13 protein-coding genes and 1 tRNA gene are annotated in these 14,048 nt (G+C 74.4%); 6 read left to right on the plus strand and 8 right to left on the minus strand.

Features of this window, described 5'->3' with window-relative positions; all coding sequences use genetic code 11:
- Window positions 1-101 precede the first annotated feature (101 nt).
- The 4 genes from ABD994_RS27875 to ABD994_RS27890 all read right to left on the minus strand — a co-directional run bounded on the left by ABD994_RS27875 (window position 102) and on the right by ABD994_RS27890 (window position 4,289).
- A complete protein-coding gene (locus tag ABD994_RS27875; protein WP_345423658.1) occupies window positions 102-995 on the minus strand; it encodes a hypothetical protein in 894 nt (297 codons plus the stop codon).
- Between the two features lie 316 nt (window positions 996-1,311).
- Window positions 1,312-2,439, minus strand: a complete 1,128-nt coding sequence (locus ABD994_RS27880; RefSeq protein ID WP_345423661.1) for a 5-methyltetrahydropteroyltriglutamate--homocysteine S-methyltransferase — start codon at window positions 2,437-2,439, stop codon at window positions 1,312-1,314.
- A gap of 10 nt (window positions 2,440-2,449) precedes the next feature.
- The gene (locus ABD994_RS27885; RefSeq protein ID WP_345423664.1) at window positions 2,450-3,277 is read right to left on the minus strand and encodes an IclR family transcriptional regulator; all 828 of its coding nucleotides are present in this window, start codon (window positions 3,275-3,277) and stop codon (window positions 2,450-2,452) included.
- Between the two features lie 25 nt (window positions 3,278-3,302).
- Complete coding sequence (locus ABD994_RS27890) at window positions 3,303-4,289, minus strand: aldo/keto reductase (RefSeq protein ID WP_345423667.1); 987 nt, start codon at window positions 4,287-4,289, stop codon at window positions 3,303-3,305.
- 103 nt (window positions 4,290-4,392) lie between these two features.
- Here ABD994_RS27890 and ABD994_RS27895 point away from each other — a divergent pair, with 103 nt between their 5' ends.
- The gene (locus ABD994_RS27895) at window positions 4,393-6,750 is read left to right on the plus strand and encodes a glycoside hydrolase family 65 protein (protein WP_345423670.1); all 2,358 of its coding nucleotides are present in this window, start codon (window positions 4,393-4,395) and stop codon (window positions 6,748-6,750) included.
- A 21-nt stretch (window positions 6,751-6,771) separates the two neighbouring features.
- Here the strand turns inward: ABD994_RS27895 and ABD994_RS27900 are convergent, their stop codons facing one another.
- The gene (locus ABD994_RS27900) at window positions 6,772-7,131 is read right to left on the minus strand and encodes a hypothetical protein (RefSeq protein ID WP_345423673.1); all 360 of its coding nucleotides are present in this window, start codon (window positions 7,129-7,131) and stop codon (window positions 6,772-6,774) included.
- 134 nt (window positions 7,132-7,265) lie between these two features.
- On the opposite strand from ABD994_RS27900, the gene ABD994_RS27905 reads away from it, so the two are divergent.
- Window positions 7,266-8,120, plus strand: a complete 855-nt coding sequence (locus ABD994_RS27905) for a helix-turn-helix domain-containing protein (protein ID WP_345423676.1) — start codon at window positions 7,266-7,268, stop codon at window positions 8,118-8,120.
- 65 nt (window positions 8,121-8,185) lie between these two features.
- On the plus strand, window positions 8,186-8,527 hold the full coding sequence (locus tag ABD994_RS27910; protein ID WP_345423679.1) for a DUF397 domain-containing protein: 342 nt from the start codon (window positions 8,186-8,188) through the stop codon (window positions 8,525-8,527).
- Between the two features lie 44 nt (window positions 8,528-8,571).
- On the opposite strand, the gene ABD994_RS27915 is transcribed toward ABD994_RS27910, so the two are convergent.
- The gene (locus tag ABD994_RS27915) at window positions 8,572-10,092 is read right to left on the minus strand and encodes a serine/threonine-protein kinase (protein ID WP_345423682.1); all 1,521 of its coding nucleotides are present in this window, start codon (window positions 10,090-10,092) and stop codon (window positions 8,572-8,574) included.
- Window positions 10,093-10,355: 263 nt separating this feature from the next.
- Between ABD994_RS27915 and ABD994_RS27920 the strand changes: the two genes are divergently transcribed.
- The gene (locus ABD994_RS27920; protein WP_345423685.1) at window positions 10,356-10,937 is read left to right on the plus strand and encodes an antitoxin; all 582 of its coding nucleotides are present in this window, start codon (window positions 10,356-10,358) and stop codon (window positions 10,935-10,937) included.
- 50 nt (window positions 10,938-10,987) lie between these two features.
- Window positions 10,988-11,797, plus strand: coding sequence for a thioesterase family protein (locus ABD994_RS27925; protein WP_345423688.1), 810 nt, complete (start codon window positions 10,988-10,990; stop codon window positions 11,795-11,797).
- 12 nt (window positions 11,798-11,809) lie between these two features.
- Here the strand turns inward: ABD994_RS27925 and serS are convergent, their stop codons facing one another.
- Both serS and ABD994_RS27935 read right to left on the minus strand, forming a co-directional pair.
- Window positions 11,810-13,108: a serine--tRNA ligase gene (gene serS, locus ABD994_RS27930; protein WP_345423691.1), complete on the minus strand. Its 1,299-nt coding sequence runs from the start codon at window positions 13,106-13,108 to the stop codon at window positions 11,810-11,812.
- Between the two features lie 71 nt (window positions 13,109-13,179).
- Window positions 13,180-13,262: transfer RNA gene (locus ABD994_RS27935), tRNA-Leu, on the minus strand.
- A 175-nt stretch (window positions 13,263-13,437) separates the two neighbouring features.
- On the opposite strand from ABD994_RS27935, the gene ABD994_RS27940 reads away from it, so the two are divergent.
- Window positions 13,438-14,048 (plus strand): DUF3662 domain-containing protein (locus tag ABD994_RS27940; protein ID WP_345423694.1); only part of this gene is annotated, 611 nt, incomplete at its 3' end.

Here is a 14,048-nt window from a genome sequence, read left to right on the forward strand (position 1 = left end):
GGGGTGTTGCGACGACCCCGAGAACCCGCCCGGAAGCAGCGAGAGCGCCGTTCGTGTTCTCGGGCAGACAGCGAACGGCCGTGGGCCATCGGCCAAGCAGGCTACGAAGCGGCGATCGAGGTCGCCCGGATCGCCGGGCGCGGGCGGGTGGCCGCGAGGAGGTAGTGGCTCCAGACCTCCTCGATCACGCGCTGCGGCTCGGTGAGGAGCCGCCGCGGCCGGTGGTGGACGACCATCGCGCCGGCGGCGACGAAGTCCCCGTGCCGGCGAGCGGTGGCGTCCTCGCCGTTCGGGTGGAACTCGTCGGAGTCGATCTCCCAGGCGAGCCCGACGTCGTCGAACCAGGCGTCCGGCTTCCCGAGGAAGCGGCCGTCCGGGCCGATCAGGGGCGCGTTCCACAGCACGGGCGGGAGGTCGCTCGCCGCGTGTAGGTCCCGCGCCCAGCCCTCGGAGGCGGAGCGGATGCCGTCCTCCATCTCGACCAGGACCTCGCGAGGCAGGCCGCTCCCGCGCTGGTTCCCGGCGGCCAGCTCGTCGCGGAGCCGGGCGACCGTCGAGCGGCGAGCGCCGAGCACCTCGGCCAAGAGCGCCCGGACCTCGTCACGGCTGCTCGTGCGCCGCACGGCGTCGATCACCGCGCGCTCCAGCGGGGCGACCGGCACGTCATCACGGACCACGGCGAGCGGGAGGCGCTCGGTCCGCTCGACGACGACGAACGCCGACGACGCCAGCCGGCGATGCTCGCCGACCAGGACGTGCACCTCCTCGGTGGCCGGCAGCCGCCGCAACCCGTGCCGTCGGGCTGCCTCGACACCGGTGATCACACCGTCCGGCCGCGCGTACACGAGGGCAGCGTGGACGAGCTGCTCGCGCGTGGCCGGTCCGCTCTGCAACAGGATGGTGCCCCGCAACAACCGCTGCCACATCTCGCGCCGGACCCGGCGTGCGACGGTCGCGGACGACAGACCGGCGGCGACCAGGTCGGCTGTCGCCACGACCCGGTGGGGAGCGAGGGCGACGAGCTCGATCGGTGTCGGTCCGGGTCGGCGCGGTCGACGAGGCACCGCGGGAGCGTGGGCCGTCGGACGACGCGGCCACCACCTCGAGCGACCCGGATGTGGAGCACCGTCGGGCCTGTGGACGGCTCGTCGACGCGGTGACCAGCGCGTTCCCCCGGACGACGGACACCTCGAGGCGTTCGGCCGCGAGCTGTGAAGAACGAACGGCGCTCTAACTGCTTCGGAAGCAGCGAGAGCGCCGTTCGTTCGGTCCCGGCGGGCGAGGTGGGCGCGGGCGAGGCGCCCGGCGCGGTCAGCCCCAGACGTCCTGGGCGACGGAGACGATGAGGTCGAGCTTGGCGCGCTGCTGGTCGGCGGTGAGGTCGTTGCCCTCCACCGTCGAGGAGAACCCGCACTGCGGCGACAGGCAGAGCTGCTCGATCGGCACGTACTTCGTCGCCTCCTCGATCCGGCGCTTGAGGACGTCCGGGTCCTCGAGCTCGCCGGTCTTGGTGGTGACGAGACCCAGGACGACCTGCTGGTCGCCGCGGGGCAGGAAGCGCAGGGGCGAGAAGTCGCCGGAGCGGGCGTCGTCGTACTCGCAGAAGAAACCGTCGACCTGCAGGCCACCGAAGACCGTCTCGGCGACGTAGTCGTAACCGCCCTCGGCCGCCCAGGAGGAACGGTAGTTGCCGCGGCACATGTGCGTGGTGACGCGCAGGTCGGACGGGCGGTCGCGCAGCACCTCGTTGATGGTGTCGACGTAGCGCACGTGCATGTGGTCGGCGTCCTCGCCGCGGGCGGCCATCGACTCCCGCTGGGCCGGGTCGTTGAGGTAGGCCAGCGAGGTGTCGTCGAGCTGGAGGTAGCGCACACCCTGCTCGTAGAGCCGAGACACCTCGTCGCGGTAGGCCGCGGCGAGGTCGTTCCAGAAGTCGTCGGGGTCGGAGTACGGCGAGCCCTCGTGCACCGGGGCGCCACCGAGGCGGTAGTGCAGCATCGAGGGCGAGGGGATCGTCAGCTTCGGCACCGCGGTCGTGACGGTCGACGCCAGCATCGAGAAGGCGTCGCCGAAGATCGTGGTCGACAGGCCGATGCGCTGGTCGATCACCAGCGACATGGCGGCGAACGTGAGGTCGCCCGAGGCGTTGCGGAACGCCACCTCGACCGACGAGTCCTTCGACGACGACACGCCGTCGAGCTGGTAGAGGAAGTCCATGTGCCACGAGTTGCGGCGCAGCTCGCCATCGGTGGCCGCCTGCAGGCCCGCGTCCTCCTGCATGGCGACGACGTCGCGGATGGCGTCGTCCTCGGCGGCACGCAGGTCGTCGGCGGAGAGGCGGCCGGCGGCGTGGTCGTCGCGGGCCTGTTTGAGGGCGGGCGGGCGCAGCAGGCTCCCGACGTGGTCGGCACGGAACGGGGCGGTGGTCCGGGCACTCATGGCGGGCACGCTATCCGTGGGAGGCGGCCCGGGTCCCGGGGCTCTCCCACCCACCGGAAACCGGCGCGAGCAGGGCGCCCGCTGCCCGGTCCGCACCGGCGAGCACGGCGGTCTCCAGGCGCTCACGGCGGTCGGCGATGCTGCCGGGGCCGCCGGCGGGGACGACGGGCACGGCGACGGCGACCGCGCCGACCAGCATCGGGGCGCCCTCGGCGTCCGGGAGGCGCACGGGGGCGGCCAGGCAAGCGAGGCGCTCGTGGAACTCGCCACGATCGGTGGCGACGCCCCGGCGGCGCACGGCCTCGAGCTCGCGCTCCAGGTCGGCCCGCTCGGTGATCGTCCGGTAGGCGAGGGCGGGCAGGCCGTCACGGGTGAGGATGTCGGTGCGCAGGCCCTCCTCGCACTCGGCGAGCACCAGCTTCCCGACGGCCGTGGCGTGCAGGGCGCCCCGCCAGGAGGAGATCACGGGCACCGGGTGGGTGGCGCAGTCGTCGTGGGCGACGACCACGACCTCGCCGCCGCGGAACGCCGCGTAGAGCACGCCGGCCGCGGCGGCCCGGTGCACCGAGCGCAGGATCCGTCCGAGCCCGCGCGGCACCGGCAGCTGGGCGACGAGCCGGTCGTGCAGCACCGGCAGCTTGTGGCCCAGCCCGAACCCGCGGTGGTCCTCGAGCCGGACGAGGTAGCCGTCGCTGACGAGGCTGTCGAGCAGGTGGTAGGTCGTCGAGAGGTTGTACTCGAGGCGCCGGGCGACCGCCTTGGCCGTGATGCCGTCACCGGCGGCGGCGACCACCTCGAGCACCTGCAGGGCGCGGTGCACGGAGGAGAGCGCGCTCACGGTGACCATGAGACACGGGCGGTGCTCACGCGTCCAGCCGCGTGTCCTCCGAGGCGTCGGTGAGCGCGGCGAGCTCGTCGGGGGCGAGCTCCAGCTCGGCCATGGGCAGGATCGTCGCGAGCTGGTCGACGGTGCGCGCGGAGGCGATCGGCGCCGTGACGGTCGGCTGCTCGGCCAGCCACGCCAGCGCGACGGCGGCGACCGGCACGCCGTGGGCGCCCGCGACCTCGTCCAGCACGCCCAGCACCCGCCGGCCGCGCTCGTCGAGGTAGGCGATCGCCCCGCCGGCGCGCGCCGACGCCATCGGGCCGTCCGTGTCCGCGGCCGCGACGGCGTCGGTGCCCGGCCGGTACTTGCCGGTGAGGAACCCCTTGGCCAGCGCGAAGTAGGGCATGACGCCGAGGTCGGCGGACGAGGCGACCACGGCCAGGTCGTCCTCGTAGACCGCGCGCTCGACGAGGTTGTAGTGCGGCTGCAGCGCCACCGGCCGCGCGAGGCCGTGGCGCTCGGCCAGCGAGAGGGCCGTCCCGAGTCGCTCGGCCGAGTAGTTCGACAGCCCGACGTGTCGGATCTTCCCGGCCCGCACGAGCCCGTCGAACGCCTCGAGCGCGTCCTCCACCGGGGTGTCCGGGTCGTCGCGGTGCGCGTAGTAGAGGTCGATGTGGTCGGTGCCCAGCCGGCGCAGCGAGTCGTCGCAGGCGGCCCGGATGTTGTCCGGCCCCAGCCCGGGGCGCTCGGGCCACGACCCGACCTTCGTGGCCACGACGACGTCCTCGCGCCCCCGCGACGACAGCCACGAGCCCAGGACGCGCTCGGAGTCGCCGCCGCTGTTGCCCTCCACGCGCCACGTGTAGGAGTCCGCGGTGTCGACGAAGTTCCCGCCGGCCGCGCGGTAGGCGTCGAGCACGGCGTGGGACGTCGCCTCGTCGGCGGTCCAGCCGAAGACGTTGCCGCCCAGGCAGAGCGGGTGGACGTCGAGCTCGGTGCGCGGGATGCGGACGCGGGAGGCCATGACCACCACCGTAGGCCGGGTGGCCGACCGGCACGGCTACGCTCCGCCCGACCCTCGCGGGGAGATCGGCGACGCTCCCGGCGCGTCGACCCGAGGAGCCCCCGTGATCACCAACGCCTTCCGCGTCGACCCGTGGACCGTGCACGAACCCCACGTCGACCTCGACGCGCTCCCGCAGACGGAGTCCCTGTTCGCGCTGGCGAACGGGCACGTCGGGATGCGCGGCAACCTCGACGAGGGGGAGCCGCACGCCATGCCCGGCACCTACCTCAACTCGTTCTTCGAGTCGCGGCCGCTGCCCCATGCGGAGGGCGGCTTCGGGTTCCCCGACGAGGGCCAGACGCTGGTCAACGTCCCCAACGGCAAGCTGCTGCGCGTGCTCGTCGACGACGAGCCCCTCGACGTGCGCTACGGCCAGCTGCACGCCCACCACCGCACGCTCGACATGCGCTCGGGGACGCTCACCCGCCACGTCGACTGGACGTCCCCGAACGGCCAGCGCGTGCAGGTGACCTCCGAGCGCCTGGTCTCCTTCTCCCAGCGCGCGGTCGCGGCGATCTCCTACGAGGTCGCGGTGCCCGCCGACGCCGGATCGGACGCGCTGCTCGTCGTCCAGTCCGAGCTCTTCGCCAACGAGCAGATGCCCGTCATCGAGGGCGACCCGCGGGTCGCCGCGGCGCTGCAGGACGTGCTCGTGCCCGAGCACCACTCGAACTCCAGTCACGGCGCGCGGATGACCCACCAGACGCGGCGCTCGGAGCTGCGGGTCGGGGCCGCGATGGAGCACCAGGTGTTCGGGCCCGACGACGCCCAGGTCACCAGCTCGTGCTCCAACAACGTCGGGCGCACCACCGTGATCACGCGCCTGCAGCCGGGGCAGAGCCTGCGGGTCGTCAAGTACCTGGCCTACGGCTGGTCGAGCCAGCGCTCCCAGCCCGCGATCGTCGACCAGGTGGAGGCCGCGCTCGACGCCTCGGTGTACACCGGGTGGGACGGTCTGCTCGCCGCGCAGCGCGAGTACCTCGACGCGTTCTGGGAGTCCGCCGACCTCGAGATCGAGGGTGACCCGCGCCTGCAGCAGGCCATCCGGTTCTGCCTGTTCCAGGTGCTGCAGGCCGGCGCGCGGGCCGAGCAGCGCGCGATCGGCGCGAAGGGGCTCACCGGCCAGGGCTACGACGGCCACAGCTTCTGGGACGGCGAGACGTTCGTGCTGCCGGTGTTCATGTACACCCAGCCCCGCGCCGCCGCCGACGCCCTGCGCTGGCGGCACTCCACCCTCGACATCGCCTACGCGCACGCCGCCAAGCTCGGGCTCGACGGCGCGGCGTTCGCGTGGCGCACCATCCGCGGCGAGGAGTGCTCGGGCTACTGGCCGGCGGGCACCGCGGCGTTCCACATCAACGCCGACATCGCCGACGCCGTCATGCGCTACGTCTCGGCCACCGAGGACAAGGAGTTCGAGCGCTCGGTCGGCGTCGACCTGCTGGTGGCGACGGCGCGGCTGTGGCGCTCGCTGGGCCACCACGACAGCGACAGCGCGTTCCGCATCGACGGCGTCACCGGGCCCGACGAGTACTCCGCGGTGGCCGACAACAACGTCTACACCAACCTCATGGCGCAGAAGAACCTGCGCGGGGCGGCGGACGCCGCGGTGCGCTGGCCCCGCGAGGCCGAGCGGCTGCACGTCTCGCCGGAGGAGGTCGCGAGCTGGCGGGCGGCGGCCAACGCGATGGTGATCCCCTACGACGAGGCGCTGGGCGTGCACCAGCAGAGCGAGGGCTTCACCCGCCACGCCGTGTGGGACTTCGAGAACACGCCCGAGGAGAACTACCCGCTGCTGCTGAACTACCCGTACTTCGACCTGTACCGCAAGCAGGTCGTCAAGCAGCCCGACCTGGTGCTGGCCATGGTCCAGTGCCCGGACGCGTTCACCGCGCAGCAGAAGCACGACAACTTCGTCTACTACGAGCGCATCACCGTGCGGGACTCGTCGCTCTCGCCGGGCACGCTCGCGGTGATGGCCGCCGAGACCGGCCACATGGACCTCGCCTACGACTACCTCTGCGAGTCCGCCCAGATGGACCTCGCCGACCTCGAGCACAACGTCCGCGACGGCGTGCACCTCGCGGCGCTGGGCAGCGCGTGGACGGCCGTCGTCATGGGCCTCGGCGGCATGCGCACCCACGACGGCCGCCTGAGCTTCGCGCCGCGGCTGCCCGAGGCCCTCTCGGGCCTGCGGTTCCGGGTCGCGTGGCGCGGCCGGTCGGTGCACGTGGCGGTGGCGGGCGCGGAGGTCACCTACACCCTCGAGAAGGGGGACGAGCTCGAGCTCGTGCACCACGGCGACGGGTTCACGGTGTCGCCCGACGAGCCCGTGACGCTGGACGTGCCGCCCCCGCCGCCGGTGGGCGACGTCGAGCAGCCCCCGGGGCGGGCGCCGCTCTACCGGCGCCACGGCTAGGAGCGGGTCGGCGCCCCGGGATCAGGCTCGGCGGATGGGCACGATGCGGTGCCGGCGGCGCTCGGCGCACACCCCGAGCGCCCGCCAGGGCAGCGGTGGCGTCGCGGCCTGGTAGCGCGAGCGCGCCGGGTGCCACAGGCCGTCGGCCCCGCGGTCCCAGCGGGCCACTCCCGGGACCTGGCCGAGCACGGTCACCGACAGGACGTCGCCGGGCTCGGCGTCGACCGCGACGTCGTAGCCGTCACCGCCGACCGGCAGGCCGCACCGGCAGTGGGTCAGCGTCGCCCGGTGCCCGGTGGCGGTGGTCGTCGTCACCCCGGCGGCGGGCTCGGCGGGCAGGATCCAGTCCGACGGCGGGCCGAGTGACCGTTCCGAGACCACCGCCGACCTCCCCGCCCGCCCCGTTACATGTAGGGCGAAGAGTAGTTCACCGGTCCGTGTCGCCGTCGGTGGCTACCCTCTCCCCGACGTGCGGCGCCGGGGAGGAGGCGCCGCGTGCCCGGGGAGGACCGGTGGTGGGCGACCGCACCGACCCCAGCGCCCTGCGCTGGCTGATCGGTCACGAGCTGCGTGCAGCCCGTGAGCAGGCCGGACACACCCAGACGGCGGCCGCGCGCGTGCTCGACTGCACCCACGCGAAGATCAATTATCTGGAGCAGGGAAAGAACCAGCAGCGCCCCGACGAGGTCGTGCGGCTCCTGCGCTCGTACGGCGCCGACCCCGGCGACGTCGAGCGTCTGTCGTCGCTCGCCTCGGCGGCCGACCGCGGCACGTGGTGGGCACCGTTCGCCGACGTCGTGCCCGACTGGCTGCGTACCTTCGTCGGGCTCGAGGGCCTGGCGACGGCCTCCTTCGCCTACGAGCCGCTGCTGCTGCACGGCCTGCTGCAGACCCGCGCGTACGCCACCGCGCTGCTGGCCGACGCGCTGCGCGTACCCGTCGTCGACGTCGACCGCGTCGTGGACCTGCGCCTCGCCCGCCAGCAGCGGCTGCACGACCCCGCCCGCCCCCTGCGCTACGAGGCCGTCATCGAGGAGACGATCCTCGACCGCCTCGTCGGCGGGGAGGCGGTGATGGCCGAGCAGCTCGACCACCTGCTCGCCCTGACGGCGCAGGACAACGTCGTCATCCGGGTGATGCCCCTCGCCGTCGCGGTGCACGACGGGCTCGACGGCGAGTTCACGCTCCTCGATTTCGACGCTGCGCGATCGATCGGTTACGTGGAGTTCCAGGACGGGGCGGTGTACGTCCAGGATCCCGACCGGATTGGCGGATACCGCACGGCCGCTGGGAGACTGCGCGCCGCGGCGCTGCCGGAGGACGCCTCGATCGAGGTGATCCGCGCCCGGCGCGCGGCGCTGGGCCCGTGAGCCGCGACCGCGGCCGGCAGCCGGCGGCGCAGGCGCGGCGCTCCCCCCGCGGCAAGGAGACAACCGTGAGCCCACCCCTGACGCCTGGATGGCGGACGTCACGCCACAGCTCCAACGGCGCGAGCTGCGTCGAGGTCCTCGAGGCCGACGGCGCGGCCTACCTGCGTGACACCAAGGAGCACGGCGAGGGCGCCGTGCTGCACCTCGACGGGCCGGCGTGGACGGCGTTCCTCGACGAGGTCGCCCGCGACGCCCCCTCGGCCAACGGGGCGGTCGAGGTCGAGACCTTCGACGCGGGCGAGCGTCTCGTGCGCGAGGCGTCGTCGGGCGCGGTCCTGCACTTCCGCGCCGACGAGTGGACCGCGTTCCGCGCCGGGGTGCTCGACGGGGAGTTCGGCCGGGCCTGACCTCGTCGCCGGCCCCGGCGGCGAGCGCAGCGGGCCCAGCCGGCTCAGCCCCCGAAGAGGTTCTCCCCGCTCCCGTCGGTGGCGCCACCACCGCCGGTCCCGGTGCCACCGGCGCCACCGGTGCCGCCACCACCGCCGGTGCCCGTGCCGCCCCCGGCGCCGTCGGTGCCACCGCCGGTGCCCCCGCCCGGGGGCACGACCGGCGGCACCACCCTCGTGGTGGTGGTGGTCGTCGGCGGGACGACCGGCGCGACGGTCGTCGTGGTCGTGGCCTCGGTGGTGGTGCGCCGCGAGCGGGTGGTCGTCTCCTGCGGGGTCGTCGTGCTGCTCGTGGTGAGCACGGGCGCCGGCACGACGGGCGCGGGCGGGGCCGCGTCCTCACGGTTGGAGAGCAGGAAGTAGCCGCCGACGCCGCCGGCGAGCAGCAGGGCGACCAGCGCGACGATCGCCGCGCGCCGGCCGCGCTGCGGGGCCTGCTCGTCGCGCGGCCCGCCGGGACCGCCGACCAGCGCGGTCGGGTCGGCCGCGCCGTAGGCACCGGTGGCCCCGTACGCGCCGGCGCCGTAGGCGGCCGGGGCGTAGCCGCCCGGGGGCGTCCCCATCGCGCGGGTCGGCCCGCCCGTGGTCGCTCCGCCCATCGGCGCGTAGGCGGTGGCACCGGTGGCGCCGGCGCCCGGCCCCATGGCCGTGGTGCGCATCGCGCCGCTGCCGGTGACCGGCGCCGGGGCCATCACCGTCTGCGCGTCCATGCCGACCTCGCGGGCCAGCATCCGCAGCTCCCCGACGACCTGCTCGGTGGTCGGGCGCTCGGTGGGCTCGTCGAGCGTCATGCCCGCGAGCAGGTTGCCCAGCGCCGGGGGCAGGTCCGGCGGGATCTCCGGGGCCCGGTGCAGACGCGCGACCGCCGCCTCGAGCGCGTTGCCCGGGTACTCACGGCGGGCGGTGATGCACTCGAGCAGCACCAGGCCGAGCGCGTAGACGTCGGACGCGGGGCCGACCTGCTGGCCGCGGACCTGCTCGGGCGACAGGTAGGACGCGGTGCCGATCACCATGCCGGTGGCCGTGATGTTCGTCGCGTCGGCGAGCACGGCGATGCCGAAGTCCGAGAGGTGCGGGCGCCCGTCGGTGTCGAGCAGGACGTTGCCGGGCTTGATGTCGCGGTGGACGACCCCGTGGCGGTGCACGTAGGTCAGCGCGTCACCGAGCGCGGCGCCGAGGGCGACGACGTCGCCGAGCGCCAGCGGACCGCTGCGGATGCGGTCGGCGAGGGACTCCCCCTCGATGAGCTGCATGACGAAGTAGGCGCGGTCGCGCTCCTGGCCGACGTCGTAGATCGTGACCAGGCCGGGGTGGTTCATGCCGGCGAGCGTCTGGACCTCGCGCTGGCGGCGGGACTCGTCGGCCTCGCCGACGCCCGCGGGGAAGAGCTTGACGGCGACGTCGCGCCCGAGCAGCTCGTCGCGCGCGCGGAACACCTCCGCCGCCCCGCCGCGCCCGATGAGGTCGCCGAGGGTGTAGCGCCCGCCGCCGACTGTGGGCGGCGGGCCCGCCTCCGTCGAACTCACGCCCGCGCGCCTCCTCGATCGCCTGCTCCGGCCGGTCGTCGCCGTGCCGTCTCCCGGGTCCCGTCCGGCCCCGGCACGAGTCGCCGGGGCCCGGGCCCGCCCGACCATCGTGCCTGGCCCGTCCGGCGCGCCCGACGGCCACCCTGCCGCACCGACGGTCACCCGCGACAGCACCGGGCCGCGCAGGAGGCGTCGCGGACGGGTGTGGCGGTCCCCTCGACGCGGGTACGGTCACGGTCCGAAGCCTGGTCACGGGAGGACCCATGAGCCGCGACGACTACGCGCAGCAGGGCAAGCAGTTCGTCAACGACCTGCGCGACACCGTGAGCAAGAAGGTCTCCGACAACGAGGAGACGATCCGCGGGACCCTCGGCAAGGCCGCGCGCTGGGTCGACCAGAAGACCGGCGGCAAGTACTCCGAGCAGATCGGCAAGGCCGAGGCGAAGGTCGGCGAGGGCGTCGGCTGGGTGGGCAAGCAGGGCAGCGCCGGCACGCACGGCGAGCCGCAGGCCCCCGGCGCGGCGGCGGGCGACGGCACGCCGTCGGGCCCGACAGCGCCCGGTACGACGCCCGGCACCCCCGGCGCGCACCCGGCCGGGGCGCAGCCCCCCGGCAGCACGACGCCCACCGGCACGCCGCACACCACGCCCGCGCACGCCGAGGGCGCGCAGGCCGGCCCGGGTGCCGCCACCGGCCCGGTCACGCCGGAGCCCCCGACGGGTCCCGTCGGCCCGCCCACGGGCAGCGCGAGCGGCGGCCCGACCGAGCGCCCCACCGAGCCGGTGCGCCCGACGCACCCGCCGCGCGACGACGCCGCCGACTGGCCGCGCCCGCCCCAGTCGTGAACCCATCCGTCGTGAACCACCCGTCGTGAGCCGCCGGCGCCGGAGCGCGCGTGGCTGAGTTCGAGAAGGCCACCCGGCCCGAGCCCACCGACGAGCCCGGCCGGTACACGATCCTCCTCGACGAGCAGTGGACGATCGGGCCGAAGCTGCACGGCGGCTACCTGCTCGCGGTGGCCGCCCGCGCCGCGCGGACGGCCGTCGAGGAGCAGCGTCCCGACCACACCTGCCCGCAGGCCGTCACCGGCACGTTCCTGCGGGCGCCCGAGCCGGGTCCCGCCACGCTCGAGGTGACGGTCCTGCGTCTCGGGCGCGGCGCCTCCCAGGTGCGCGTCCTGCTCGACCAGGGCGGGCCGTCGGTCGAGGTCGCCTGCGTGCTCGGGCCGCCCGCGGTGCCCTCCCCCGACGACCTCGAGCCCCCGGCCCCGGAGCTCACGCCGCGCGAGCAGTGCCCCCGCAGCCCGTCGACCACCGACGACGGCCGCGGCTCGCTGCCGTTGATGGACGTCGTCGACACCCGGCTCGACCCGGCCACCACCGGGTTCCTGCGCGGCGAGCCCTCGGGCGAGGGCCGCATCTCGGGATGGGTGTCGCTCGATCCCGACGAGCCGTGGTCAGCGGAGGCACTGCTCGTCGCGCTCGACGTGCTGCCGCCCGCGACGTTCGACATGGGCCTGTCGGGCTGGTCGCCGACGATGTCGCTCTCGGCGCACGTCGTCACCGCCCCGGTGCCCGGCCCGCTGCGGGTCTCGCAGTGGGTGCACCACGCCGGGGTCGACCGCATGCACGAGACGTGCCGCGTGTGGGACCCGGCGGGCCGGCTGGTGGGGCACGCCCACCAGCTCGCCGCCATCAGGCGGTAGCTCCCCGGGTGGCTACTCGGTGGTGCCGTCCGGCCGCAGGCGCCGGAAGCCCGTGTACGGCACGAGCACCTCGGGGACGACCACACCGCCCTCGGCGTCCTGGCACTGCTCGAGCACCGCGGCCATCGTGCGCCCGATCGGCAGCCCGGAGCCGTTGAGCGTGGCCACCTGCCCGCGGCCGCCCTGCGCGTCCTTGCTGCGGATACCGGAGCGACGGGCCTGGAAGGTGCCGCAGTCGGAGCACGAGGAGATCTCGCGGTAGGTGTCCTGGCTGGGCAGCCAGACCTCGATGTCGTAGGTCAGCCGGGCGTTGAAGCCCATGTCGCCGGCGGCGAGCCGCACGACGCGGTACGCCAGCCCGAGCTCCTGCAGGCAGGTCTCGGCGTGGCCGAGCATCGTCTCCAGCTCGCTGTCCGACTCCTCGGCGGCGCAGATCCGCACGAGCTCCACCTTGGAGAACTGGTGCAGCCGCAGGATGCCGCGCGTGTCGCGCCCGTAGGAGCCGGCCTCGGAGCGGAAGCACGGCGTCCACGACGTGTAGGCGCGCGGCAGCGTCTCGGCCTCGAGGATCTCGTCGGCGTGCAGGGCGGTGAGCGGCACCTCGGCGGTGGGGATGAGGTAGAGGTCCCGGTCCCCGGTGCCGGTCTTGAACAGGTCCTCCTCGAACTTCGGCAGCTGCCCGGTGCCGGTCATGGTCGGGCCGGTGACGAGGTAGGGCACCGAGAACTCGGTGTAGCCGTGGCGCCCGGTGTGCAGCGCGAGGAAGAAGGACGCGATCGCGCGCTCGAGCACGGCCCCCGGACCGCGGGCGATGCTGAACCGCGCGCCGGAGAGCTTGGCCGCGCGGCCGAGGTCGAGGACGCCGGTGGCCTCGCCGATCTCGACGTGGTCGCGCGGGGTGAAGTCGAACGCCGGCGGGTCGCCGACCCGGCGGACCTCGACGGCGTCGGCGTCGGAGTCGCCGTCGGGGGCCGCGTCGGAGGGCAGGTTGGGGATGGTCAGCAGCCGGTCGCGCAGCGCGGACCCGGCGGCGTCGACCTCCTCCTCGGCGGACCGGATGTGGTCCTTGAGCTCGCGGGCCCGCTCCTTGAGGGCGTCCACGTCGGCCGACCCGGCCCCGGACTTCGCGGCCCTGCCGACCTCGGCGGCCGCGCGCTTCGACTCGGCCCGCAGCTCGTCCACCGCACCGATCGCGCGCGCCCGCCGGGACGACATCTCCTGCAGCTCGACCAGGTCCAGCTGGTACCCCCGTCGGGCGAGGCGGCGCACCGCCTCGTCACCGAGCTCGAGCAGGAGGCGGGCGTCGTGCATCGGGCGGGCTCCTCTCCCGGGAAAGACGAAAGGCCCCGGCCGTGGGTCACGACCGGGGCCTGCAGGGTGGGTGGGCGAGGGGGGAGTTGAACCCCCACATCCTTTCGGATACACGGACCTGAACCGTGCGCGTCTGCCATTCCGCCACTCGCCCGGAGTGATCTGGCGGGAACGCTAGCACGGGCAGATCCGGCCCCTCGGAAGGAGGTCGGCGCCCCGCCGGTGGCGACCGATACCATCGATGCCGCCCCGCCGGTGTGGCGACATGCCGAACGGGGCAGCAGGTGAGTCGGGACGACCGTGCGGACGTCGGACGAGGAGGGATCGCGGTGGGGCGCGCGCAGCGCTTCGAGCGGAAGCTCGAAGGTCTGGTGGGTGACGCCTTCGCACGTGTGTTCGGTGGCAAGGTCGTCCCGCAGGAGATCGCACAGGGCCTTCGCCGGGAGGCGGAGGACGGCGTGCGAGAGTTGGCAGGTGGGCGTCGCCTGGCGCCCAATCAGTACACGGTGGTGCTCAGTCCCGCAGACCACGAACGTTTGGCCGGCGACGAGGAGACCATCACCCACTCGCTCGTCGAGGTCGTGGAGGAGCACCTCACAGAGGGCGGGTGGGAGACATACGGTGAGGTCGTAGTCTCTCTGGAGCGTTCCGACGCGCTGCACACGGGACAGTTCCGCACCAGGTCGTCCGTTGACCCCGACGCGTCGCGGCGACGGGCCGCGAGCCCCCGATCCGCAGGAGAACAGCCCATGAGTCAGGCACCCGGCCGCTACCCGGACGACCAGCAGGGTCGCGACGGCTACAACCAGCAGGACCCCTACGGCCAGCAGGGCGGCTACCCGCAGCAGCAGGGCGGCTACCCGCAGCAGGGGTACGGCCAGCAGGGCTACGACCAGTACGGCCAGCCCCAGGGCTACCCGCAGCAGGGCGGCTACCCCCA

Origin of the sequence: Actinomycetospora chlora (assembly GCF_039542135.1) — a bacterium.
GTDB classification, from domain to species: domain Bacteria; phylum Actinomycetota; class Actinomycetes; order Mycobacteriales; family Pseudonocardiaceae; genus Actinomycetospora; species Actinomycetospora chlora.